General features: G+C 48.8%; 14 protein-coding genes. 11 read left to right on the forward strand and 3 right to left on the reverse strand.

The features are described 5' to 3' along the window. Nucleotides 1-152: 152 nt before the first annotated feature. From PG728_RS06000 to PG728_RS06010, 3 genes are all read right to left on the reverse strand, one after another. Entirely contained in the window at nt 153-536 is a 384-nt protein-coding gene (locus PG728_RS06000) for a hypothetical protein (RefSeq protein WP_072510422.1), read from the reverse strand. After that, on the reverse strand, nt 533-730 hold the full coding sequence (locus tag PG728_RS06005; protein ID WP_072510802.1) for a hypothetical protein: 198 nt from the start codon (nt 728-730) through the stop codon (nt 533-535). Before PG728_RS06005 ends, PG728_RS06000 begins: the two co-directional genes overlap by 4 nt. 353 nt (nt 731-1,083) lie before the next feature. Further along, entirely contained in the window at nt 1,084-5,247 is a 4,164-nt protein-coding gene (locus PG728_RS06010; protein WP_270626373.1) for an alpha-L-fucosidase, read from the reverse strand. 390 nt (nt 5,248-5,637) lie between these two features. Here PG728_RS06010 and PG728_RS06015 point away from each other — a divergent pair, with 390 nt between their 5' ends. From PG728_RS06015 to PG728_RS06065, 11 genes are all read left to right on the forward strand, one after another. Next, nucleotides 5,638-7,140 carry an ABC transporter substrate-binding protein gene (locus tag PG728_RS06015; protein WP_270626394.1) on the forward strand — a complete coding sequence of 501 codons (1,503 nt, stop codon included), beginning with the start codon at nt 5,638-5,640 and terminating at the stop codon, nt 7,138-7,140. 1 nt (nt 7,141) lies between these two features. Continuing rightward, nucleotides 7,142-8,101 carry an ABC transporter permease gene (locus PG728_RS06020; protein WP_270626395.1) on the forward strand — a complete coding sequence of 320 codons (960 nt, stop codon included), beginning with the start codon at nt 7,142-7,144 and terminating at the stop codon, nt 8,099-8,101. Further along, nucleotides 8,101-8,934: an ABC transporter permease gene (locus PG728_RS06025; RefSeq protein WP_270626397.1), complete on the forward strand. Its 834-nt coding sequence runs from the start codon at nt 8,101-8,103 to the stop codon at nt 8,932-8,934. The genes PG728_RS06020 and PG728_RS06025 overlap by 1 nt, the downstream gene beginning before the upstream one ends. Next, entirely contained in the window at nt 8,931-9,761 is an 831-nt protein-coding gene (locus PG728_RS06030) for an ABC transporter ATP-binding protein (protein ID WP_270626399.1), read from the forward strand. The genes PG728_RS06025 and PG728_RS06030 overlap by 4 nt, the downstream gene beginning before the upstream one ends. Before the next feature lie 7 nt (nt 9,762-9,768). Further along, a complete protein-coding gene (locus tag PG728_RS06035; RefSeq protein WP_270626401.1) occupies nt 9,769-10,563 on the forward strand; it encodes an ABC transporter ATP-binding protein in 795 nt (264 codons plus the stop codon). A 215-nt stretch (nt 10,564-10,778) separates the two neighbouring features. Beyond that, nucleotides 10,779-11,912: a DNA polymerase III subunit beta gene (gene dnaN / locus PG728_RS06040; protein WP_270626403.1), complete on the forward strand. Its 1,134-nt coding sequence runs from the start codon at nt 10,779-10,781 to the stop codon at nt 11,910-11,912. A gap of 25 nt (nt 11,913-11,937) precedes the next feature. Beyond that, complete coding sequence (gene recF, locus PG728_RS06045; RefSeq protein ID WP_270626405.1) at nt 11,938-13,251, forward strand: DNA replication/repair protein RecF; 1,314 nt, start codon at nt 11,938-11,940, stop codon at nt 13,249-13,251. After that, nucleotides 13,251-13,922 (forward strand): DUF721 domain-containing protein, encoded by a 672-nt coding sequence (locus tag PG728_RS06050; protein WP_079985936.1) that lies wholly within the window; start codon nt 13,251-13,253, stop codon nt 13,920-13,922. Before recF ends, PG728_RS06050 begins: the two co-directional genes overlap by 1 nt. After that, nucleotides 13,915-14,703, forward strand: a complete 789-nt coding sequence (locus PG728_RS06055; protein ID WP_270626408.1) for a class I SAM-dependent methyltransferase — start codon at nt 13,915-13,917, stop codon at nt 14,701-14,703. Before PG728_RS06050 ends, PG728_RS06055 begins: the two co-directional genes overlap by 8 nt. Before the next feature lie 190 nt (nt 14,704-14,893). Then, nucleotides 14,894-18,559, forward strand: a complete 3,666-nt coding sequence (locus PG728_RS06060; RefSeq protein ID WP_270626409.1) for a beta-N-acetylglucosaminidase domain-containing protein — start codon at nt 14,894-14,896, stop codon at nt 18,557-18,559. A gap of 227 nt (nt 18,560-18,786) precedes the next feature. Then, nucleotides 18,787-26,280, forward strand: a complete 7,494-nt coding sequence (locus PG728_RS06065; protein ID WP_270626410.1) for a glycosyl hydrolase family 95 catalytic domain-containing protein — start codon at nt 18,787-18,789, stop codon at nt 26,278-26,280. Nucleotides 26,281-26,459: the final 179 nt, after the last annotated feature.

Below are 26,459 nucleotides of genomic sequence, written 5' to 3' on the forward strand. Positions count from 1 at the left end.
CAACCCCAAGAAAAACGGACACATCTCCTGAAACCACACACTGTCACCCCGACGAACGAGCACAAGAGGGAGAGAAACGAAAGTTTTTCTCCCTCTTAGTGTGAGTGAGGATGGGGTCGTAGGCGAGTGGCCGAATACCCCAAAGTTAGTCACTACTGTTTGGCGATTTGGCTAACCCTGCCTTTACTGATTCCAAGTAGCTGGGCAATATCAACCATTTTGATACCTTGAGCCCTCATGGTATCTACCAAACTCTTTTGAGCTTGCTTTAGTTTTTTCTGAATCTTATCTACTTCTGAACGCTGGCTTTGATACTGCTCGACTTGGGCAGCATATTCGATTTGAGGGCAGATATTGGCGCTAAGGGAGATTGGCGTGGGTAAATCTTGATCTTCGGCGCACATCTTTAGAATATCTTCCGCCATAAAACGGGCTTCCTTAAGGTCGCGGCCTTGAGTATAAAAGGTTCGATCACCTACAGGGACTTCTACTGCCCACCATTTTCCAGAGCGCGTAGCCTTGCAGTCAATGTTCATTGTCTTTGTCCTTTCTGCGCGTCTTTAAGGATACCTTTTGCCGTGTTTTCGTTTATTTCACGGTGACGCGGGACGATTAGGGTGTGGTCGGCGATTTTTACTTTGGTGTGATTCCCACCCTCTTTTATTTGCAGAGCCGCGTTTTGCGCTTTCGCAATTTTTCGGAGCTCTTTGATTAGTTTATCCCGCCTCACGCTATAAGTATAGTTCACTAAACTAGATAAAAAAAGAGACTAAACAAAAACCTGTTCCTAAGTAGCTTTCCCGCAGCTAGCAAGGAAGGTAGTTTAACGCAAACAGCGTATTTTGGGGATTAATCTATTGTGTTGAGTGAGGATGGGGGTCGTAAAAGCGGGGTTAATATCCCAAAGTTAGTTACTACTGTTTGGCGATTTGGCTAACCCTGCCTTTACTGATTCCAAGTAGCTGGGCAATATCAACCATGCCCCGTGGGTCATTCCGATAAAGCTTTGCCCCGCCCCTCAGGCTAGAGCCAGAGGGGCGGGGCGCACTTACTTAGATTGCGTGGGAAATGAACTTCCTAGCGCTATCCTTTTCGGCGCTTGGTTAAAACTAGAACTCCTCCCGCGCTAATCAGTCCTAATGAGGTTAGGAAGATTATGGTGACGCCTGCACCGGTCTTTTCTAGCTGGTTATTACGGCTTTGTTTACGCGGCTTAGCTTTATTGTTTTGCGTTGTGCCGGGATTTGCCACCTGGTTTCCAGTTCCAGGTTTGCTAGAAGTGCCCGGCTTTTCGGAAGTTCCCGGATTTTGAGGTTTATCAGAATCTCCCGGTTTTTCCGGATTGCTTGGTTGCTCCGGCTCAGTCGGGTCGGTGGGATCTGTAGGCTCGGTCGGGTCAATCACAGTGTCGGGAACTTTCGGTGCAACCGCTTCTCGTTCAACATTGAGTTCAGATGCCGAACCGAAACCTTGACCAGAATAATCCGAATCAATCTGGAACTTAATAAAGCGACCAGAAGCCCTCTGAGATTCGCCCTCTCCCTGCTCGGAAGAATTAACCAAAGAAATCCGTTGAGTGTAGGGCAGATTCTTTAAAGTACCAGTCAAAGGAGGATTACTGAAATCATCGGCGGAATCAGAAACCCACACCTTGTATTCCTTCGCAACCCCATTAGTGCCTTTTTGACGGGGAAGATAATCCAAATACTTCAAGTCGTCGTATTTCTTACCCAAATCAAGCACCACCCAATGAGGTCCTTTCGCGGTAGTGGGACTCCATTGTGAATGCCAAATCGTGTCAAAGCTGCCATCAAGCAGATTAGAAACTTCCCCGTCTCCGCTGTTTTGGGAAGACTGCTTAACTACCCGCATCTCTTCTTGCGGTACATAGCTGCGTAAAGACGGAACTTTATCGACCGTAGGCTGGAAAACCCAACCGGCTTTATCTTTTCCAAGTTCCGTAAGCGCTCCTGCCAGCGTAGTGGCTTTTACGTCCTTAAAAGCAACGCTAGGAGCAGAACCTTTACCGTAAGTAGTAACCGTAATCGGATTATCTACATTTCCGTATCCAAAGACGGCAAAATCACCGGTCAATTTAGTTCCATTTTTCACCAAAATTACTGAACCGGGAACCAGGGATACATCATGCAGCTGCTCAATTGAGGTCATAGGCGAATCAGCGCTTAATCCGTCACCAGCTTTAGGGGCGCTAGGATCAATAAAATAGGCGCGTGCATCAGGCTGAATCTCTGATTCCACATGATAAACCTCAAGGCGGGTCAGGCGTACCGGACCACGAGAGCGGTCTACTACTACCCGAATCTCGCTAACGGTAGTCTCGGCAAACCGCAGATTACGCTGCTGTCCAATCGTGGTACCGGAGGTGAGATCTCGCCACGCGCCCTCACCGCTACGTCCCTGCACCTTAAAGTGCTCAACCTGTTGACCTGCCGAACGTGCGTCCTCGCCCAAAACCACGGCATCAACCTTGGTGTCTTTCCCTAGATTAACCGTGTAGATAGGGGTATTACCGGCGTTTTCGTCCGAAGAAATCTTTGATCCGTCCGTCAGTAGAGGAGCAGGTTTAGCGGCAGAGCTGCTAGAGGAAGCTACGGTAGCTGCCTTACCTAAAGCAAGGTCGTTGCCGTAACGCCTTAACAGTTCCTCACGGTATCCACGCATAATTTCTACATCAGCCTGTGGCATTTTCCCATCGGTGAAAGGAGGCATATTCAGTAGGAACTGCGAGTTACGCCCAGTGGACTGCTCATAGAACTTTACAAGCTCACTGACCGGTTTCGGGGTATTAGGACCTTTCTTACCCGAGTTGTTGAACCATTCCCGTCCGTTCCGGGCATCAACTTCGCCTGGATACCAATGAAGCTGGGTAGCTGAACCTTTACGAATACCCTCAATCACCGAGTCTGTTGAACCCAGTACCCCATCGCGGGCAGTTTGTGCCGGATAGAGAGTAATTCTTCCATGCTGATCGAAGCCGACGGCCTGGGGGTTCCATTCAGTGGTGCGGGCCCAACCATCTTCGTTGCCAATCCAACGAGCATCTGGAGCTGCGTTAGCTTGAATCGCATTCGGCTGTAGCTTTCCAATCAGGTCATAGAATGCGTTGTAGTCATAGAATTCGGTAGAAGAAGTGTTTCCTTGAGCTCCGTCAAACCAGACTTCATCAATAGTTCCATAGTCAGTTAGCAGCTCATATAGTTGGTTAAGCATATATTCGCCGTATTGGGTAGCTTCATACTTGTAAGTTGGAAGTTTTCCGGAAGCAACCCGTTCAGCACGGTCATCATTGGCAACCAGAGTCGGAATAGTGCGTTCGGTTTTAGCGGAACCATTACCCCACACGCCTTTCTTTTCCATATAGGAATCGGCAGGAGAATAGTAAACGCCAACCTTGAGTCCATGTTTACGCGCTGACTTAACAATCTCAGCGAATAAATCTTTAGGGCCCCCATTTTTAGCGGTAGTGGTACTTGGCCAGTCATGTTCGCTGTTATAGCGAGAATCGAATAGCTCGAAACCATCATGATGTTTGACGGTAACCATTATCATTTTGAAACCGGCATCGGCAAAGGTTTTTGCCCACTGGTCAGTGTCTATGTTCTTGGCGTTGATGAGCGCTGGAGCTTCATCCCCATGTCCCCAGCTGTTACCGGTAAAGGTGTTAATGCCGAAGTGAACAAAACCAATCTGCCCCCAGTCTAAATAGTCTGCCTGCTTTTCTGTGGGGCGCAGGGCAGAAAGCTTTGCCTTTATTGAATCTGCACATTCGTTAGCGGCAACATCTAGGCTGTTAGCTGGTTTTATGTTTGAGGTATCGCAGTGCTCTGCCACATAGGTGAGCCGGAAATCTTTCGGGGTAAAACTGGTATCTGCCTTTGCAAACCGGATTTCATCGAAAGAGCCTTTATAACCACGATTAGTTGCTTTCGGGTGTACATCCCCGGCGAAACCAACCTTATTTGCGATTGAATTCTCTAGCGCGGCTAATCCGTTAACCGTTACTTTTTCTAAATCTTGACCATCTAGGCGCATATAGAGGGCGGATTTGTTGCCTTGAGGAATATAGGCGACCGAGACCACGTGGGTTTGTCCCTTAGGGGCGCTAACGGTGATTTTCTTGTCCGTCCAGTTACCATTTTCTTGATAAGAGACCCCAAACTCTAGCTGACCAGCTTCGTTGTATCGTAAAAAGATGTTTCCACCAGCGCTAAACAAAGTTTGCATTCCTCCAGTTTCGCTGGGGTTGAAACGAACCTCTGCCACTAAACCGGTGGTCACCTTGTCAGAGCCTAAGGAAAAATCGGTTGGCATGAAATCCAGTCCCGAAGTGTTACCACTGAATGTGGCGTTGGAATCTTTGATTTGAGGAGCTGGGGTACGAGCTGACAATGTTCCTTGCAAATCTTCGCCGTTGGCAGCCCCATAGTTAGCTCCATTTAGACTGCCCAGAAAATCAAGATGCAATAACTGGGACAGGTTCAAGAACTTCCAGGGTGCGGATGGTTGCGCGATCCGGGCACGATAGAAATTCCCGACAAAACTGCGGGTAGTTTGGGCACCTGGATTGATTTCATAACCGATACCGAAAGATTTTTCTTTCCCGGTCGAAACTGCTGCCTTTTCCCCATTGGCTGCCCGGGCTACAGGACCTTTTACCCCATCAACCCAGATACTCAAAGTAGCTGCCGGTTCTGCCTCGTATTTAAGTTGAACAATATGTTTGCTGTTAGTCTTGGGCAGATTAACGCTCTGCTTATAGTCTTTCCAGGTTCCATTAGCGGTTTTAACTGATAAACCATAGACTAGCTTGCCTTTTTCAACCCGAACCGAAATGTTTCCCATAGCTGAGAAAAGGGTGTCGAGTTCTTTAGGGGCAGCGTTATTGAGATATTCGAGCTCGGCAAGGAAACCTTTATCGACACTGGTAGTTCCAAAACTATCTTTCGCCCTGTAAGTAATGCCCGAGCCGTTGCCGTTAAGCTTTACCCCGCCGCCCTCGATTTTGCTGGGTTCATTATCGCCCTGCCAGGTAATACTACCTCCACTGACGATTTCCTCCCCGCCGGTGGTGTAGCCCTTTTGAGGGGTGAACGTACCTCCAAAAGAAACATTTAAGTATTCGTTATCGGCAGCCATTGCGGGCTGCGGGATAGCCAGCAGGGAAATAAAAGCGAGACTAAAAGTTAAAATAGAACAAATCCAGCGTGAGCGTATCAGCTTTGTCACAGTGTCCGTCCTTGATAGGTAGCGTTATTCAGTCCAATAACGGGTTTCGCGAGCATTAATCAGTTGTATTTGTCTAGATTTCCAACCGGCGGTATTTTGCGAGTCGTTATCTATTTTTACTGTCTTGTCCCGCTGGTCTTACGCGTCCTTACGCCAGACCCTCAGGGGAGAAAACAGCGGTTAGACCAGACTAGCATAAGCGCTGGGCGTAAAACTAGCAGCTATCGAAAAAGAAAGCGCTCAATCCGGCCCTGCTGGTATGCCAAAGCTAAGACTCAAGGCGAGTTTAGGAGTCAAATTGATGGAGAGATATGAATACCGGATTAGTCACTGGCAGCTAAGCGACTATGATTGAAGCGATTATGACCATGACCGACAAAGGGGAGATCCTTGCGTAAGCGTCTTTTGGCTTGTCTAGCGGCGGCCGGTCTGGTGCTAACCGGATGTGCTGGCACCAATTCTGCAACCAATAATTCAGAGCGGGTACTAACTATCGGGGTTCATGCCACGCCCTCTACCCTAGATCCTTCCCATAATGATGCGGCGGCGATTACCTATGCGCTGCTCTATAACGTATATGAAACGTTGCTGCGGGTGGATGGTAAGGGCGAGCTGGTGCCGCTGTTAGCGAAGAGCTACGAGGTTTCACCGGACCGAAAGACCTATACGTTTACTTTGAAGGACGCCAAGTTTGCTTCCGGTGCTCCCGTCAATGGGGCAGCGGTCGCGAAAACTTTCAATTATCTCCTTAACGATAAAACTGTCAGCCCCACCCGCAAGCAAGAGATGGAAGCCCTGAAAGCGGTTAAAGATTTGGGGGGAAATAAAGTCCAGTTTGAGCTTTCCCACCCCTCGAATGCCTGGCTGTACTATTTAAGTTCGACTGCCGGGATTATTTATGACCCGCAGGCTCTTGATAAGGGAGAGTTGGCAACTAAACCGGCTGGATCTGGTCCTTACACCCTGAAAGAATGGCGACAGGGGGAAGAAATCCAATTAGCCACTAACCAAAAGTATTGGGGAGAAAAACCCAAGGTTAAAGGCGCTACTTTCCGCTATTATTCTGACCCTAACGCTATGAATACCGCGATGTTGTCTGGTTCGCTCGATATTATTTCTAACTTGGCTGCCCCCCAGGCTCTCGATAAATTCACTGGTGACTCGCGGTTTAAAGTGCTAGAGGGAAACACTAACGGTGAAGTAGTGATGGGCATGAACCAACAGCGGGCTGCCCTCAAAGATAAACGGGTACGCCAAGCCATAAACTACGCGCTTGACCGCAAAGCGGTACGGGACGCGGTATGGGCAGGAAAAGGTCTACTGATTGGCTCAATGGTTCCCCCCACCGACCCTTGGTACGAAGACCTTTCCGCTGCATATGCCCTCGATTTAGAAAAAGCGAAGAAACTGCTGGCAGAGGCGGGGTATGGCCAGGGGCTAACCCTAAAAATGCGGATTCCTACCTTGCCTTATGCTTCGGGTGCTGCCACTCATATCAAGAGTCAGCTGTCCAAAGTGGGGATTACCCTAGAGATTGAGCAGCTAGAGTTCCCGGCGCGTTGGATTGATGAAGTGATGGTCAAATCTAACTATGACCTGACCATTGTTTCTCACCTGGAACCGCGCGATATTTCCCGCTTTACCAACACCGAATATTACTGGCATTACGATTCCGCCGCTTTCCGCGAGCTTTATCAAAAGGCCGATCAAGGATCCTCCGAAGAACAGGTCAAATATATGAAACAGGCAGCGAAGATGCTTTCTGATGACGCTGCCGCTTCATTCTTGTGGCTGCTGCCAAACCTGATTGTGACCAAGGCAGATATTTCCGGTTTGGCTGCGAACGTTACGGGGTTGTCTTTCGATTTATCCTCCATCAGCTACCAGAGCTGAGATGAACGCAACAGCAAGAAATATCCTCAGAAAGCTAGCGACCTTATTAGTTAGTCTAATAGTCGCTTCTTTAGTGGTGTTCTTGCTGATAAATCTGCTGCCCGGCGACGTTACCGGCGTGATTTTAGGGGCAAATGCTGACCCCGGTTCGGTAGCGCAACTGCGGGCAGCTATGGGCTTAGATCAGCCACTAATTATGCGTTATTTCAGCTGGTTATCCGGGATGATACATCTAGATTTCGGTACCTCTATTTTTACTGGGCAAGCAATTTCTGAGCAACTTCCCCACCGCCTAGAAGCCACCTTTTCTTTAGTGTTCACCGGGATGATTCTCGCCCTCTTGCTCGCTATTCCCCTGGGAATGATTGGAGCCCTACGCAGAGGACGTAAATCAGGAATTATGGTTTCGGTGTTAAGCCAGCTGGGAATGGCAGTCCCCGCTTTTCTGGCAGGAATGGTGCTAACCATTGTGTTTGCGGTCAAACTTCAGGTTTTTCCGGCGAACGGTTATGTTCCTTTTCGCGATAATCCCGTGCAATGGGCTCACTACCTGGTCTTACCGGTACTATCGATAGCGATTGTGCAGGGAGCGGTACTAACCCGCTACACCCGTTCGGCTTTTATCGAAGTATTAAAGCAGGACTATTTCCGCACGGCGAGGGCGATTGGTTGGCGTTACTGGGCGGCGCTGATGCGTCATGGGCTGCGAAATGCATCGTTACAGGTAATCACGGTTCTGGGATTACAACTATCCACCCTACTGGTAGGGGCGATAGTGGTGGAGCAGGTGTTCGCGATTCCCGGTTTAGGTACCTACCTGATTTCGGCAGTTTCCCAGAGGGATTTAACCGTCGTACAAGCGGTAGTGATGATACTGGTATCTGCGGTACTGGTGATTAATGCGCTGGTAGATGTGATTTATCGTCTGCTTGACCCGAGAATCCGACAGGGGGTGGAGTAGTGAGTAAATCTAAAATGCTTCTTCGTCACCCCAGCTTATTGATAGGGATAGTTTTAGTAACCCTGATAGTGCTGATGGGGATAGTCTCGTTCCTTTACCTGCCCTTCGATCCTACGGAAGTTAGTGAGCAGCGTTTAAGTGCGCCCTCGTCCTCCCATATTTTCGGAACCGACGACTTTGGTCGGGACGTGTTTTCGAGAATCCTCTCCGGGGCTGGAATCTGCCTACTGGTGGGGATAGTTTCCGTCAGTATAGGAGCCTTTATCGGGGTTCCTTTGGGGATTTATGCTGCTCAACGCGGAGGATGGCCAGAGAAAATAATCGGGCGCGCCCTCGATATTCTTTACGCTTTCCCCGCCCTGCTGCTGGCGATTTTACTGGCGGCGGCGCGCGGATCCGGGTCTACCTGGACCGCAATGGTGGCGATTGGGATTGCCTCAATTCCCGCTTTTGCCCGTAACGTGCGGGCAGCTACCTTGGCGGTAATGTCGCAGGACTATATAGTGGCGGCTAGGGCATCGGGTACCCCCCGGTATCGCTCGACCTTCACCCATGTGCTTCCCAATATCATGCCGACGATAATAGTGCAGGCATCGGTGAGTTTCGCGCTCGCGATTTTGGCAGAGGCCGCCCTATCCTATCTGGGATTAGGAACCCGCCCAGATACTCCCACCTGGGGCTTAATGCTGTTTGAGGCGCAAAAATCACTGTTGGTTACCCCGCAGTTAGCGCTATTTCCAGCGCTTTGTATCGCCCTGACGGTTTTAGGATTCAACCTTTTAGGTGATGGGCTGCGTGAAGTGCTAGATCCGCGGCTAAGGGAGCGACAATGACGGGACAAAAAAGGGGATTAAAAGTAGACAACCTGCAGGTTTCTTTTCGCAACCGCCAGGTAGTTAAAGGAATCAGTTTTGAAATCCTCCCTGGGGCGCGGGTGGGGCTGATTGGAGAATCCGGTTCGGGCAAATCGGTGACCGCACTAGCACTAATGGGTTTACTCGGTGAGGACGCGAAAGTTACCGGTTCTATTTCCCTGGCTGGACAAGAGCTATTATCGCTGACAGATAGGGAAATGTCACAGTTGAGAGGGTCGGAAATCGGGATGGTTTTCCAAGAGCCGATGAGCGCCCTTGACCCCACGATGCGAGTCGGTAAACAGGTAGCAGAGGTTTTGACCCTGCATCAACGCGACCAGCAGGGAAAACGTGAAAAAGTGATAAAAATGCTGGAGCGGGTAGGTTTACCAGAGCCAGCTAACAGTGCCAACGCTTTCCCTCACCAGCTGTCTGGAGGGCAGCGCCAACGCGTAATGCTAGCAATGTCGCTAATAAATGCCCCTCAACTGCTGATTTGTGATGAACCCACTACCGCTCTAGATGTGACTGTACAGGCGAAAGTGCTGCGACTATTAGATAAAGAACTGTCTCGTACCGGCTCTGCCTGTCTGTTTATCAGCCATGACCTGGCGGTAGTTAGCCAAATTTGTGAGCAGCTATTGGTCATGTATCAAGGGGAAATTGTTGAACGCGGCTCCCGGCGTGAGGTGCTAGAACACCCTAAACACCCCTATACTCGCGGTCTAATGGCTACCGCCAATATCGGCTCGGTTCGCCCCGGGCAACCGCTACCGGTATTAACTGATTTTTTTGAGGGGGAGTAGGGGCTAAATGAGTGAAGAACCGATTTACCGCGCTCGGGATTTAGTGAAAATTTATCCGCGCTCTGGCGCTCAGGTGCGTGCAGTCGATGGCGTAAATCTAGAGATTAACGCGGGAGAACGCCTGGGAATCGTGGGGGAATCTGGGAGTGGGAAATCTACTTTAATCAGGATGCTGTGCGCCCTATCTCGTCCTAGTAGTGGTCAAATCTGGTTCGGTGGGCAAAAGATTACGGGATTAAAGGAAAAGCAGCTAGGTAACTTGCGTTCCCGGGTACAAATCGTGTTCCAAGATCCGCTCAGCTCTTTAGACCCCAGGATGCAGGTGGGCAAAATTATTACCGAACCGCTGCGTTCTCCCTGGGTGCGCGGGCGGGAAGGAGTACCCAGCGATATTCACTCTCGTTTAGAGGAAGTGCTCGCGGAAGTAGGTTTAAGTAGCGAGGACGCGCGTAAATATCCCCATCAGTTTTCGGGAGGACAGCGCCAACGGATAGCTTTAGCGCGCGCCCTATCTGCCCGTCCGGAAGTGTTAATGGCGGATGAAGCGGTTTCGGCCTTAGATGTGTCGGTTCGTGCCCAAATTTTGAACCTGATTATGCAGGTGGCAGCGCGAGATAACCTCACTTTGCTGTTTGTCAGTCATGACCTGGCGGTAGTGAGACATATTTGCCAGCGGGTAATAGTGATGCGTCAGGGCAAAATCATTGAAGAGGGCGCAGTCGAGCAGGTTCTTTCCGCTCCCCGTCATGATTACACCCGCGAACTGATTGCTTCCACCCCCAGGTTGAAACTAGGAGGCTAAACCTTGCCGATAAGCCGGTAACTAGAGTTATAAAAAGCCCGGTCCGAGGGGAAAATCGGCGAGTTATCCCCAGTTTTAAGTACTTTAGTGCTAATCGAGTAGCAAAACCCTATAATGGGAGACTGAAACAAAATGATTCAGCTCGGTTATCACCGGCTGGGTTGTGCAGATTTTGCGCCATAAACCATGGTAAAGAGGATAAAAGGGGCAGCGCAGTGAAGTTCGTAGCCGAGCGTGATGTTTTCGAGGACGCTATCAGTTGGACCGCGCGTACTTTGCCGGCACGTCCGGCAGTGGCAGTACTCGGCGGGGTGTGGATGAGCGCCAAGGCCGGTATCGTAACTCTTTCCAGTTTCGACTATGAGGTTTCTTCCCGTAACCAGTTTGAAGCCGATGTGGAGTCCGAGGGCGAAGTCCTGGTTTCCGGCAAAATGGTGGCTAACATTTGTAAACAGTTACCGAAGAAGCCGGTAACCGTAGAGATGGAGGGGGGCAAAGTCAATATTTCCTGTGGAGCTTCCAGCTTCCAACTGGCAGTAATGCCCCTCGATGATTATCCGGCACTGCCACAAATTCCCGAGGCGATTGGCGAAATTGATTCCATAGAGTTTGCCCGAGCGGTGGGTCAGGTTTCTCGCGCCGCCTCCTCTGATGAATCCCTGCCGTTGCTGGCAACCGTGCGGATGGAGCTTTCTAAAACTCAGCTAACTTTGATGGCCACTGACCGTTACCGCCTGGCCGTGCGGGTCATGGATTGGCAGCCAAATCAGACTGATTTCTCTTCAGATGCGCTGGTCAAGTCGCGGATTCTTTCCGAAATGGCCAAGGCGCTTTCCGGCGCGGGAAATATCCATTTAGGTTTAGAGAACTCTGCCGAGGGCGGGGCTATCGTGGCTTTAGAGGCGGGAGGACGCAAAATTACTTCCCAGCTTACCGAGGGTGATTACCCGCCGGTTGCCAGTCTTTTCCCCGAAGAAGCTCCAATTAAAGCAGTTATTCGCCGTTATGAACTTGAACAGGCGATTAAGCGCGTGTCCTTGGTCACTGATCGCAGCGCCCAGATTCGTATGAATTTTGCGGACGGTACTCTCACTTTAGAGGCTGGTCAGGGCAATGATGCGCAGGCTCATGAAGAAATGACCTGCACTTTTATTGCTGATGAGCCGATGATGATTGTGTTTGACTCCCAGTATTTACTGGACGGCTTAGGGGCTTTGGGAACGGAATATGTGCGTATGTCATTTACCCACCCCACTAAACCAGCGGTTATTACTGGGCAAGAAGAACTTGATGGGGACGATTCTTCGGACTTCCGTTACCTGTTAATGCCGATTCGCTATTCTGCCTAAATCGCTCGCTCGGCATTGCACGGTCATGTATATTACCGATATTGCCTTAGATGATTACCGTAGTTTTCATCATTGTGTAGCCCGGTTATCGCCGGGGGTAAATATACTGCTTGGTCCTAACGGTCAAGGTAAAACGAATTTCGTGGAGGCCGTGGGGTATTTGACCAACTTCCATTCCCACCGCATTAGTGCCGATAGTGCCTTAGTGCGCTTTGCGCCGCAATCAGCGGCGTTACTGAGTCGAGAAAACGGGCAATCCCAACCTAGCCCGGAGGAAACCAGTGCGCCCTCTAGCGCAGTTATTCGCGTGAAAGCCCATTTAGGGGAGCGGGAAACCCAAGTAGATTTAGAGATTGTTTCCGGAAGAGCTAATCGGGGGCGTTTGGCGCGAACTCCAGTGCCGTTAAAAGATATTCGCGGTTTGATTGCTACTACCCTGTTTTCTCCCGAAGATTTAGATATTTTACAAGGTGACCCCGCAGTTCGCCGTCGATTTCTAGATGATTTACTGGTGCAAATGTGGCCGGTAGAAGCCGGTACTATCGCTCAGCATCAAAAGATTTTACGGCAGAGGGGAGCCCTCTTAAAACAGGCGGCTAAAAAGAAGCGGCGCGGCGCAGACCTTTCTCTAGAGCTTTCCACTCTTGAGGTTTGGAATAATCAGTTATCGCAGGTTGCTGGGCGTTTAATTGCTGGTAGGGTGCGGGTTCTCAATGCGTTATCCCCACACGCTGCCCAGGCATATTTGCTGGTTTTGGGAAATACCCATCGCGCACACTCTTCCCAAACTTTGGGGTTATCTTATGTTCCCTCCTTTGAGCCTCCCAGTGATTTGACCAATCCACAGGCAGTTGCGGGCGCGCTGCAAGAGACTTTCGCAGCGCGCCGCGAAGAAGAACTTAGTCGAGGGGTGAATCTGGCGGGTGCGCATCGTGACGATTTGGCGGTGATGTTAGATACTCTGCCGGTGAAAGGGTTTGCTTCTCACGGAGAGACTTGGAGCGCTGCCCTGGCTTTACGTCTGGGACAGTTTGAGCTGCTGCGTCAAGGTGGCAAAACCCCGATTTTGATTCTCGATGATGTGTTTGCAGAACTAGATCCGGCTCGCCGATCTGCGCTGCTGGATTTTATGAACCGCGCTGACCAGGTATTGATTACTGCCACTAACCGTAAGGATTTACCCAGTGAAATTGAGGGGAAATTTTTCCAGGTTTTGCGGGGAGGTCAGGGCAGCGTCATCACTGCGATGGACAACTCTGAGATGAGTCACTCCAATACGGATTCGAGGCTGACCAGGGTTGATTCTACTGACCTGACCGGCACAGTTGAGGATAGCTGATGAGCACAAATCAGCCTGAACCAGCGCTCACCTATACCCAACAGGCTATTCGCGCCGCCCAGGAACATGCTTTTTCTAAAGGGCTAGTGAGAATGTCCAGCGAGGAGCTGCGCCGTTTGCGGGGACGGCGTAACTGGGATGGGATAGCTTCTCAATCTGTGGGCAAGGATGAAGCGTTGCCAGTTTCCGCAGAAATCTCTCTAGGGCAGGTTAAAGGGGTAAACGATAGCTATGCCCGCGATAAAGTCCCCGGTCTAGCCGGTTTACAGCCCTCTCCAGGGCTTGCGGAGGGAGGTCACGGAGGGCGCTGGTCGCGGCGAGATCCGCGCCCTTTGGGAATGGTTTGGAAAAAATATGTGCGCCAGTTCGGGTTAAACGCTCAGCTAGATGCGGGGAAGCTGAAAGCTGATTGGGCGAAAATAGTTGGCGTTCAGGTCGCGCAACACGCACATATTGAATCCATTAAAGACGGGGACGTAGTGTTGCGCTGCGACTCTACCCGCTGGGCATCGGAGCTTAGGAATCTAATTCCGCAGCTGATGGGATTAATTGAGGATTATTCCGGTTCGGTGGTGATTAAACGTTTGATTATCTTAGGACCAAAAGCGCCCTCTTGGAAGCATGGCCCACGTTCGGTGAAAGGGCGCGGTCCGCGCGATACCTATGGTTAAGTTTGGTCCGTCTCCCGGTTCGATTACCGATAAAAATAGGGTGGGTGGCGCTGCTGGGGGAGGAAATCCTTACACCCTGGCTGGTGATGAATATGAACGTTACCGACCTAACTATCCGCTTCCAGCTGTTCAGGCGGCTGTAGCGGGACTAAAAAACCCGCAAGTTCTAGATGTAGGTGCTGGTAGCGGTAAGTTTACGCGGCTACTTTTGGCGCAGGGGGTAGCGGTTAGCGCCCTAGAGCCGGCAGCGGGAATGCGGGAAATGTTTCAGCGCGTCCTCCCGCAAGTTCCCTTATATGCCGGGAAAGCCGAGGACGTGGCCGAATTATTTGCACCCGGAACCTTTGATGCGCTGTGCTTTGCGCAATGTTGGCACTGGGTTGATAAGGAGGCGGCTTGCGCGACAGCAGCTAAAGTACTTAAACCCGGTGGGCGGCTAGTGATTGTATATAACCAAATGAATGTGTCGTTTCCCTGGGTAAAGCGGCTTTCTAGGGTGATGCGTTCAGGAGATGTTCATCACCCCGATAAGCTTCCCCAACTGGGAAAACAGTTTAGCCGACCCGAACTTAGTCTTTTTCAATGGGGAATCTCGCTGCCAGTTTCCGCGCTTTTCGCCCTCGCTAAAACCCGTTCTTCCTATTTGCGAGCTAGTTGGAGCGGCAAAGCCCATATGCAAGCCAATCTGCGCTCTTATTTATTCGATGATTTAGCTTTAAACCCTGAGCAAAGCGTGACTTTGCCTTATTACACCCTGGTGTGGCGGGCAAATCTGCTCTAAAGCCAAATTTAACTGGGGAACCGGACAGCTATCGCCCTGGTTAGGGAAAAAGTTTTAATCGTTTAACGCCTTGGAGATGCTAAACTAATGAGCATACTTTCGGCTGCTTGATTATGTGAGGAAGCATGATTTTAACAGCGCGAACCCCCGCCCATTCTCTGATATGAATGCCGTTTTGAAAGGACATTTAATGAGTTATTTCCGACTTCGAGAGCTAAAAATAGGCAAATTGTTGGTAGTGTCCGTGCTTTCAATTGCTCTGATGTTGGTTTGGGCGATACCTGCTCATGCAGAACCTGCTAATAGTGAAGAGGGTCAGGCGCAGGCAGGCGGCAGCTATCAGATTTATCCCACCCCGCATAAAGTCGCATATCAAACCGGAAAGCTTTCCCTATCTGGAGTGGCAGACCTGGTAGTTGAGGACGGTATAGATTCTGACACCGCGCGGCGCTTAGACGATGCGCTGGCCTTGCAAAAGATTGTGGGATTGCCTAAGGAACAGCTATCTACGAAAGCTAACCTGGCTGTGCTGGTTGGAATCAAAGGCTCTGGCGGAGTAGTTGATAAACAGGTGGCAGCCTTAAAAGCTGCGGGAAAACTAGATTATGATCCGGCGGTTTTTGAAAAAACTGATTCTTATCTATTAGCTGCAATCCCCGGAACTGAGGGGAATCCGCCGCAAATTTTAGTTTTAGGGCGCGATACGGATTCGGCGTATTACGGTTTAACTACTCTTTATCAAATACTTCAGCAAATACCGTCTGATAATGGGAAAACCTCTCTAAACGCCCTCACCGTAACCGATTGGGCGGATGTGCCCACGCGCGGTTTCATTGAAGGCTATTACGGTAATCCCTGGAGCACCCAAAACCGTATTGACCTCATGGAATGGGGAGGCTACTACAAGCTTAATGCCTATATTTATGCCCCCAAGGACGATCCGAAACACAACGCGAAATGGCGGGAGCTTTACAGCAGTGAAGAGCTGAATAATAAAATCGCGCCTTTAGCTAAAGCGGGTAATGAATCTAAGACCCGGTTTGTTTACGCCCTGCACCCCTTTATGTATAACCCGATTACCAGCGGAAACTATGATCAAGGTTTGAAAATAGCGAAGGCTAAATATCGGCAAGTAATTGATGCGGGGGTACGTCAGATTTCAGTTCTGGCAGATGATGCCAAAAATCAGGGCAACGATTTATATATCAGATTGCTTAAAGACCTCACTGATTGGGTTAAACAGCTGCAAAAAGAAAAGACTGCTAACGGTGAGCTTAAATATCCCGGTCTAAAAGAGGTAATCATTTTCTGTCCGGTTAATTACGGGGGAGCAGGGGAAGCTTGGTACAACCAGCTTCCGGAAACTGTGAAAGTAATTAATACAGGAGGACGAGTTTGGGGTAAAGCTGATGGCGATTTCCTCGGTAGATTTAAGAATAATTCCGGTGGTAGAGCCACATTTATGTGGATGAATTTCCCCTGTTCCGATAACGATAAAGATGCTCTCCATATGGGAAATTACGAAAATTTCCTTGGTCTGAATGTTCAACCTGGTCAATTAGAGGGCTTGGTTATGAATCCGATGCAGCAGTCAGAACCCAGCAAACAGGGAATTTTCATGAATGCTGATTTTTCTTGGAATCTATGGCGCAGCCTAGATCACGCTGATAAGACTTGGCTGGATTCCTTTAGTTACCTGGATAATAACTCTCCGCTAGCTAGTGATGCAGCAAATGCTTTGCGCGACCTTTCGCAGCATCTGCGGCGAATGTATGGTGGGGGAGCTACTTGGGAAGGACGAGAATCTGCGGAGGTTAAAGATACTCTGGTTTCATTCCAACGTGCTCTGGAGAATAATCAGGTCACGAAAGAACAAATCACAAAGGTGCGCAAGGTTTATACCGACATTAAACCGGCGGTAGATACCTATCGCAGTAAAGCCAAGAATGTGGCTATGCGCTCGCAAATGGAACCTTGGCTAGGGGCGTTCGTTGATTTAGTAAAGACTGCCGAACTGTATCTTGATGCCTATTCCGCTCATTTAGATAATGATAAAGATGGGCTGGTAAACAAGTATTTAGCCGGGAATGCCCAGCTAAGTGCCTATAATCAGCATGGTTTTAACTACGTGAACGAAACAAAATATGCCAAAGTTGGTAAAGCCTATTTAACTCCAACTGTTGCCGCTATGGCGCGCAGCCTAAAATCTAAGGTTGCTCGCGCCTTGGATCCCGATGCGGTGATTTATCAGTATGTAACCAGTCGCAGTGATACCCCCGAGGGGAATATAGCCTCGGTAATGGATGGTAACGATGGAACTGGGGTGACCTACAAAAATCCGAACAAGATTACTGCCGGAACTTTTGCCGGAATCACCAGCGACAAGCCTTTCGATGCTGACCGTTTAACTTTTGTGTTAGGAGGCGGTAAAGATTTCTTCGATCGGGCTAAACTGCAAACTTTTGATGGCACCAATTGGAATGATGTTCCCGGGAAAACTGGTTTGACCGGAACCGTTGTAGATTTGAAGAACTTGAATCTGAAACAGATTCGAGGTGCACGTTTGATTGCTACCGCAGATAATGCCCGTGATGCCTGGTTTGTGGTTAAAGAAATCGAGGTTAATCGAACCGATAAAGTTTCTCCTACAGTTACCTTGACCAGTATGCAAAAGCATTCTGGGGAGCTATCGAATGTGACTGACGGAAACCCAGCCGGAACCCCGTTATGGTTGAAACGTGACCCTTATGAAGGTGAAGGTAGGGACAAAACTCCGGTGGGAGCTGCGGTAACCGTTGATTACGGGAAAGTTTTGAATCTTAAGCAAGTTACTTTTGCGCAAGGCCCGGGAAATGACACTATCGACAGTGGGATTTTGGAATATAGCGCTGATGGCACTAACTGGGAAAAGCTGGCTGATGTTAATGGGGACAAGGTGCAAACAACTACCTTGAAAACTCCGGTGCAAGCAAAAGCTATCCGGGTTCGTAATCTGCAAGAAACTAATAAATGGTGGCAGGTAAACGAACTTTCTGGGGTTGATGCTAGCGATATGCCAGATAAAACCGCATTAAATACCCAGATTTCCCAAGCAGAGCAGCTTAAAGAAGCCGACTATACGGTCTTTACCTGGCAAGTTTTGACCGGGGCGTTACAGGCAGCCAAAGGGGTGCAAGCCAATCCGACTGCTCGCCAAGATGAGATTGATCAGAGCGCTAACGCTTTGGAAATGGCTATTAAGGGTTTGAAGAAATCAGGTGGCGAAGTAGAGCCGGCTGATCCTACCCCTGAGATTCCCACCGAGAAACCGGTGGATAAAGTTCTGCTTGATAACACGATTCAGGCTGCTGGGGCGCTTGCTGAGAAGGATTACAGTGAAGAAACCTGGAAACAGCTGGCACAGAATCTGCAAAAAGCTAAAGACGTAAATTCTGATAAGAATGCTAAGCAAACCGATGTGGACAAGGCGTTAAATGATTTGCGTTCGGCAATCAAAGCGTTAAAAGCGGCAGATGCACCGATTACCCCAGATAAGCCAGACACTCCTGAAAAGCCGGACACTCCGGGAACGCCGGATAATCCGCAGCAGCCAGATAAGCCTGATAATCCCGAAAAACCGGATAACCCAGGGACTAATCCTGCCGGTCCTGGTGGCAGCTCCGCTACCCCTGGGAATAAAGAGGGTAGTACTACTGGTAAAGATAAAACCGGTAATCAAAGTGCAGCTAATCAGGGTAAGAGGAAAGTGCGAGTTGAATCTGGGATTGCTTCTACTGGAAGCACTGCCGGACTGCTTGCTGCTTTATCGCTGAGCGCTGTCGGTATTGGGTTGGCGTTGCGCAGACGGGCACGCTAAACCCTAACCCTGAGTTAGGCTGTCTGCCTGGAAGTGAAAATCTTCCAGGCAGACAGCCTTTTGTTTTTACAGTTTTTGATTCCTGAAACCATACCGGGGCTGTGCACTACCTCATTTGTCTTTACTATCTGGCAGGCTGTATTCTGAACGAGCAGGTGTTGAATCAATGCTGATTGCAATAAGCTGCAAACCCCCACTTCCGTTTACTATCTTCTGGGACGTTATCAATGATGAAAACCTACTTTAGAGCGCTATCAGTATTAATGGCTTTGCCTCTCGCTCTAACTTTTAGCGTACTTCCGATAGTCAGCCCTCTTCCCGATGCTCAGGCGGCGCCCTCCCTATCCCAGCCGACCAAAAATCCGGTAACTTTCCCCGGAACTCTGCCGGGCACGGCAACAGCTAGCGTAAATGGGAAAGTGGCTAATATTGCAAACAATGCCATCTCGGTGGATTTCGATTTCACTTCCGGGGTTGCAATTAAAAAAGTAGAAAATAAGCTAACTAACTCGCAAGTTCCCTTTAATTCAAAATCTGCGTTTAGTTTTACCTACCAAGGGAAAGAAATCAGTTTAGAAAGTTTCTCAGCTACCTCACAACCACAGGTAGTCTCCCTTACCCCCAAGCAGAACACTGGTTCATTCGCTGACGCTTACCCAGGGAAAGCAATAGTTCAAGTATTCCAAGGCGGACAAAACATTCCAGATGAGCTTAAAAAACTGAAACTGGTGTATCGGGCAGAGCTCCTAGAAGACTCAAATTATGTTCGGCAAGTGCTGGAAATAGAAAATCCAGGTAACCAGCCCGTTGATATTACTAACGTGACTATGGTTGATGCAAAGGTTACTGGACGAGTCGAAGGTAAAGATGACGGCTCCCCAATCCTGTTAGGACAAGATAAAAAAGAAACCGCCTGGGTGGGAGGTGAGAGTCCGCTAGCAAAGGTCAGTGTTTCCTCTGGAAAAGCTCTTGTGAAACTACCCCGCGTCCACGACCTCCTGCCGGGTAAACCTTGGGAAATAGCCACCACTATCGGGGTAGTACCCCAAGATCAGATGAGGCGAGCTTTCAGCTACTATATAGAGCGCGAACGCTGTCGCTCCCGGCGTACTTTCTTGCATTTCCAAAGTTGGTTTGATTTAAAACCGACCGGCTCTGCCCGTCTGATGATTAACCATCAGGAAATGCTGGCAGCAGAAAAAATGTTTTTTGATGAAATGAACAAGCGAGATGCTGCTGTCGATTCTTATTGGGTAGACGATGGTTGGGATTATTTGCGAGACCCCAAGCAGAATGATGAAAGCAAACTAAATGTGTGGGATTTCGACCCCACCGAATTCTCAAATGGGTTTAGCGAAGACCTCAAGGTCATGGAAAGCCAGGGCGCAAAGCTATCAGTGTGGATGTCTCCTTTTGGAGGATACGGAACTTCAGCTCAACGTAGAGCGCAGCTAGGTAATAGTAAACTTCAAGATCAGAACAAGCGTCCTTGGGAAAAATCTAATAAAGTTATGCGCTTATCTGACCCAATCTATTTTAAGTACTTCCGTGACAAAGTGTTTTACATGATGGATAACGGGGTGCAGGGATTCAAATTTGATGGCATTGCCCAAGGAGATTTGTATATAACCGGAGCTAAAAATGAACTAATCGGCGATTATGAAAAACTGTTTGAACTCATGCAAGATATGCGGGGTAAAAACAAAGATGTGTGGATTAATGCCACCGTTGGAACCTGGGGATCACCCTACTGGTTCTGGTATGCAGATTCTATCTATCGTGATGGAAATGATGCCGGTCAAACCGGACAAGGAAATTCGCAAGAAAAATATGTAAACTATCGTGACCAGCAAGTATATCAGAATATGATTGTCGAGAATCCGCTGGTTCCGATAAATTCGGTTATGAATCATGGCGTGATTTTTTCTGACAGAACTGATGGGCAAGTACCAAATCAGCCACATGATTTTTCCAATAAATCGGTGAGAACCGCTTTCTCTAACGATTTGAAGAATTTCTTCTCTATGGGGATTGGGTTGCAAGAGCTTTATCTTCGTAATACCCTTTTTAACGCTAAAAATATAGGAGCAGATAACGCTAAATTTGCATGGGACGAAATAGCCAAAAATGCGAAATGGGCTCGGCAAAATGTTGATTTACTTACCGATACGCACTGGATAGGCGGTTCTCCAGGAAAAGGGGAAGTATACGGGACAGCTGCCTGGCATAATCCAGGAACTAGCGCGGATGATGCCAGAGCAATGATTTCGGTTCGAAATCCGAGCAACCAGCCAAAGTATATAGCTATTACTGCTGTTTCAGATTTGCAGATACCTGGTGGTCAAGCTACTCGATTTAAGTTTACCGAGCGGGATGATAAAACGAACTCTTGGGTTATAGACAATAAACCTTATTACATTCAATTGAAACCATTTGAGGTGTTGTTATTTGAGGGTAGACCTACCAATGAAGAGCCTACTCAATCTGAAAAACCAAAGGTAGACCCCTGCTATCAGCAAATATCGCAAAGCGATTGGGAAATAACAGTCGATTCTGAACAAGCTACTGGAAACGAGAAAGACCTCGGTCGATACGCAATCGACAATAATCCTAATACGATTTGGCATACCGCTTGGGATCCTGCCATTGCGCAGTATCCTCACAGCGCAACAGTTGATATGGGGCGGTTAAATCAAGTTTGTCGTTTGACCTACTTGCCTCGCCAAAGCGGAGGTAATAACGGCGATATCAAGACGTATGATTTAGCTGTTTCAAAAGATGGAAATAACTGGCAAACTGTCGTAACCGACGGAACTTTCGCAAATGATAAAGAAGAAAAAGCTATAGAAATACCGAAAGACAAACAAGAGTTCCGATATTTCAAATTAACGGCTAAAAGTGCACAAAACGGGCAGGCATTTGCCGGAGCGGCCGAGCTTAGAGCTTGGGGTACAGCTGGCAAGAGTGAGTGGTTAGACCAAGAAAACTGGAAATGTTCCGCCTCTGACTATGAAGCCACGGGCGAAAACAATGGTAACAGTGGTTGGCCAAAACATGCCTGCGACAACAATCTGGATACCCAGTGGCATTCTGCCTATAGTGGTGGAGTAAAACCTATGCCGCACTGGTTACAAATAGATTTAGGGAAAATAGCAGATGTTTCTGCATTGAAGTACACTCCCCGCCAAGATGCTTATCCCGCTAACGGGATAGTCAAAGAATATCGGGTCGAGTATTCTTTGGATTCCAATAAATGGAACCCAGCAGCGCAGGGCACTTTAACCGACGGAAAGCCGGCAACTATCAATTTTGATGCCACTCATAGAGCTAAATACATAAGATTTACTGCTATTTCGGCTCAAAATAGCCAAGCATTTGCTGGAGCTGCCGAACTTGATGTTAAGGGAAGCTACGTCACTGCCACTCCTGAGGCTCCAACCTTCACCGATAAAGATGGCTCCGATAACGACACCTATACTATTCCCAAAATTGAGGGTGTTCGATACCTGATTAATGGCAATGAAGTTGCGCCCGGGGTTCACAAAGTAACCAACGGAACTACTACCGTACAAATCACTGCAACAGCAGCCCCCGGTTGGGAATTGGCTCCAGGTGACTGGAGCTGGGAAGGCAAGTTTACAAATACTTCCACCGAACCTAGCCAGCCGAAGCCAGCTACGGTTACCAACTCGGTTTACACCAGTGCTGATACAACCTTGCAGTCATGGCAGAACGAAAAAGTAACTTCTATGGCGGCCAAACCCTATATTGGGGCTTTGCGTCCCGGCACTAATTACGGTGTTTTTGGGGAAAAGTTTGTTTCAAGTGACGTTAGTGACGGTACTGACGCGAAAATGGGGTTATTGTCCTTTGATTTAACTAAATACGAGGAAGCGCCGCAAAAGGCGGTTTTGAAGCTAACCTACGTGGGCTTTAGAGGCTCTCCGCGGGCAACCGATACGACTTCGATTAGCGTCATGGCAGTTGATACCCAAAAATGCACGAATCAGGCCAGCAGTTGTCCCCCGAGCAGTGCTACTTGGGCAACTCGTCCTAGTTTTAGCAGTGATAACGCAAAGATTGCGACCTCTGGCGCTTTCGAGTTCGGTAACACCACCTATACGGGCGACGCCATAAAAATAGTGACCGCTAACACTAAAGAAGTAACCGTAGATGTTACTGAAATTGTGGCTTCCCAGATTAAGGCCGGACATAAGAGCATTACCTTCGCCCTACAAGAGAATAAAGGTAACGAGATTCGCTTTGCTTCTTACGAGGGCGCGAACGGGGCTTTGCAGGGGGCTAACCAGGAGATGGCTCCCCAGCTGTTGATGACAGTTGAGCAACCTCCTTTCACTATTGAGGTAACCAAGAATCCTAAAATCCGTTACCAAGTTGGGCAGAGCTTTGATGCCAGCGGTATCGAAGTAACTAAAACTGAAACCGCTACCGGAACGAAAACCGTATTAACTGCGGATAAATATGTTTTAGATTCGTCCGCGTTTGATGGCAAGAACGTTGGCAGTTACCCGATTAAAGTCACGCTTAAAGAAAACCCCAAGGTTGCAACCACTTTCCATGTTTACGTTGGCAAAGATAGCGTTGATACCCCCGGTGATAACCGAGGAAGTGACGTTCTTTGGTACGGCCAGCCCGCCTCGCAAACCGCAGATGGAAATATCGCTGACGGAACAGTTAAAGGAGATGACGACAAATGGCAGCGCCACACCCTACCTATTGGAAACGGTAAAGTTGGAGGCACTGTTTGGGGAGAAATCGCCAAAGAACGAATCACCTTTAACGAAGAAACTCTATGGACAGGTGGCCCTGGTACCAGCGCGTCCTATAAAGGCGGCAATAACGACTCTAAAGGCAGAAATGGCGCCACTTTACGTGAGCTTAACAAGAAGCTAGAACAAGGTGCACAAACTGTTAATCCCTCCAATCTGACCGGGGGTGAAAATGCTGCCGAACAGGGCTCATACCAAAACTGGGGCAATATCTATATTGATTACGGTTTAGGTACACAACCGGCAGAAAACTATGAGCGCAGCCTGAATCTATCTGAGGGGAAAGCAAATGTTAGTTTCCGTTCCGGTCAAGTAGATTACAAACGAGAATTCTTGGTTTCCAACCCGGATAACGTTATGGTGGTTCGTTTGACTGCCAGCCAAGCCAAAGCCTTGAACCTTAAAGTCACTTTCCCAACTAACAGCGGGTTCACTAAGAAAGGGGAAACCACCACGGTCACCGGGGATACCTTGACAGTTAAGGGCGCTTTGGGTAACAACGGTTTGCTCTATAACGCGAAGATAAAGGCAGTTGTAGAGGGCGCTGAGGGAAGCGTTAGCTCTGATGACGGAAAAGCATTAAAGATTTCAGATGCTGGTGCCGTGACGTTGTATATCGCTGCGGGAACCAATTATCAAAACACTTACCCCAGCTATCGAAACGGGGAGGACGCGAAAGCGCTAGATACCCGCTTGGCTGCAAACGTGCAAAAAGCAGCTAATAAAGGATATGCGCAGGTCAAGAAGGATCATATCGCAGATCATCAAAGCATCTACAACCGGGTAAAACTTGATTTAGGACAAGACCCCACCTACGGAGACGGTGCGTTAGCTACCGACAAACTATTGCAAGCCTATAAAGCTGGAAGCGCCGATGAAAAGCAAAAACGGGCTTTAGAGGTGTTGGTCTATAACTATGGACGCTACCTAACTATCGGCTCCTCGCGCGAAAACAGTCAGCTGCCCTCGAACCTGCAAGGAATCTGGTCGAGCACCGCTGACGATAATGCTCACGGTAAAACTCCGTGGGGAGCAGATTTCCATATGAACGTGAATCTGCAAATGAACTATTGGCCGACCTATTCGGCGAATATGGCAGAGCTAGCAACCCCCATGATTAGCTATGCGAAATCTTTAGTGAAACCCGGCAGGGTGACAGCTAAAACCTATGCTGGTGCTTCCTCCAAACCGGATGCCCCCATCGGGCAGGGAGCAGGGTATATGGCGCATACCGAGAACACCGCCTACGGTTGGACCGCCCCCGGTAAGGACTTTTCTTGGGGCTGGAGCCCGGCTGCAATGCCTTGGCTGTTGCAAAACGTGTACGAGGCATACGAGTTTAGTGGCGATAAACAACTCTTAGAGGACACTATCTATCCGTTACTGAAAGAAGAAGCACAGTTCTATGTGAACTATATGTTGCACAAAGGCAGCCAGAAAGCTGCTGACGGCAGCGAACGCTTAACTACCGGGGTGGCTTATTCACCCGAGCACGGTCCGCAGGGAACTGATGGCAATGCCTATGAGTCTACGCTGGTCTGGCAACTGTTAAATGATGCTATCGAAGCTGCCCAAGTCCTAGGTAAAGACCAAAACTTGGTTAAAGGTAGTGGGGAATGTAAAGCCGATAACTGGAATAAAGATGATGCTGGTAATTTTGTGTCTACGCAGTCTAACCGGTCATTTGAATGCGCTATCTCTTTGCTTAAACCGATAGAGGTAGGTGACAGTGGTCAAATAAAGGAATGGTTCTTTGAGGGACAATTAGGTAAAAAAGCAGATGGGACTAATATTCCCAGCTATCAGAAGAATCATCGTCATATGTCCCATTTATTAGGGTTATTCCCCGGTGACTTGATTACCGTTGATAACGCGAAATATATGGAAGCAGCCAAATACAGTATGCGTCAGCGCGGTGATGATGCAACCGGGTGGGGAGTAGGACAACGCATTAACTCCTGGGCACGAACCGGGGACGGAAATCATGCCTACCAATTGGTGGAAAAACAGCTTAAACAAGCTATGTACCCCAACCTGTTTGATGCCCATCCCCCATTCCAGATTGACGGAAACTTCGGTAACACCTCTGGTATTAATGAAATGCTTTTGCAGTCCAACTCCACCTATACGAAAGATGGAACGAAATACCACAATTACATGAATCTGTTACCGGCTCTACCCGATGCCTGGAGCGGGAAAGGCAGCGTGAGTGGTCTAGTAGCTCGTGGCAACTTTGAGGTTGCGATGCAATGGCAGTCCGGCAAAATCAATGTTTTGCAGATTAAATCGAATCAAGGAAAAGATGCGGTACTGCGTTTTACTGATGCCGGAAAACAAAAAATCCTAGACCAAACCACCAATAAACTGGTTGATTTAACGGTTCTGGATAATGAACATATTCAGTTTAAAACCCAAGCTGGACATGTTTATGTCCTGTCTGACGCAAAAACCGTCACTCCCTTGGCTCCCAGTCTCCAAAGTGCTGACCAGGTGAAATGTGGGGAAAAGGCTCAGGTAGTATTACCGAAACTGCTAGAGGGCGTAGCCGAATATCAACAGGTAACTAACGGTAATAGTGTGCAGGTAAAAGCAGTTTTGCAGCCCGGATACCTGCTAGCTCCCGGAGCTGAGCAAACTTGGGAATTCACTATTCCCGCAATCGTTCCTTGTTCTCAGCCCACTCCAGGAGACAATCCTCCGGCTCCCAAGCCTACGGATAAACCAGAACAACCCCTCCCCACCGATAAACCGGATACTGGTAAACAGAGCCAAAAACCGGTTCCACCTAAAGGGAGTAGTCAAAAAGGTACCCAGGGTTCTCAAGACCTTTCCCGCAGCGGAGCCTCGCCAACTAGCCTACTGCTAGCGGTAATGTTCACCCTGACCGGGGCAGCTATTTATCTGCAACGACGTAAAACCTCTAAGCAGTAGATAAAGGGTGGTATTCCAGCGGAAGAATCCCAGATGAAATAAGTTTGGGCTACTGCCCATAAGTTCTTGGGCAATGTTTTGGGCCGGCAGGAAATCCTGCCGGCCCAAAATCTTTGGGAACTGAAAAATTAACCAAGAATTAACCTTGCGGTCAGAGCGGCGTTAACTTTTTGACTTAC

The organism is Varibaculum timonense (assembly GCF_027694345.1).
Taxonomy (GTDB): domain Bacteria; phylum Actinomycetota; class Actinomycetes; order Actinomycetales; family Actinomycetaceae; genus Varibaculum; species Varibaculum timonense_A.

What these genes read in the sequence shown, in the direction of transcription:
- PG728_RS06065 (WP_270626410.1), top strand. Translation starts at nt 18,787, where the DNA reads ATGATGAAAACCTACTTTAGAGCGCTATCAGTATTAATGGCTTTGCCT.
- PG728_RS06060 (WP_270626409.1), top strand. Translation starts at nt 14,894, where the DNA reads ATGAGTTATTTCCGACTTCGAGAGCTAAAAATAGGCAAATTGTTGGTA.
- PG728_RS06020 (WP_270626395.1), top strand. Translation starts at nt 7,142, where the DNA reads ATGAACGCAACAGCAAGAAATATCCTCAGAAAGCTAGCGACCTTATTA.
- PG728_RS06035 (WP_270626401.1), top strand. Translation starts at nt 9,769, where the DNA reads ATGAGTGAAGAACCGATTTACCGCGCTCGGGATTTAGTGAAAATTTAT.
- PG728_RS06000 (WP_072510422.1), bottom strand. Translation starts at nt 536, where the DNA reads ATGAACATTGACTGCAAGGCTACGCGCTCTGGAAAATGGTGGGCAGTA.
- recF (WP_270626405.1), top strand. Translation starts at nt 11,938, where the DNA reads ATGTATATTACCGATATTGCCTTAGATGATTACCGTAGTTTTCATCAT.
- PG728_RS06050 (WP_079985936.1), top strand. Translation starts at nt 13,251, where the DNA reads ATGAGCACAAATCAGCCTGAACCAGCGCTCACCTATACCCAACAGGCT.
- PG728_RS06030 (WP_270626399.1), top strand. Translation starts at nt 8,931, where the DNA reads ATGACGGGACAAAAAAGGGGATTAAAAGTAGACAACCTGCAGGTTTCT.
- PG728_RS06055 (WP_270626408.1), top strand. Translation starts at nt 13,915, where the DNA reads ATGGTTAAGTTTGGTCCGTCTCCCGGTTCGATTACCGATAAAAATAGG.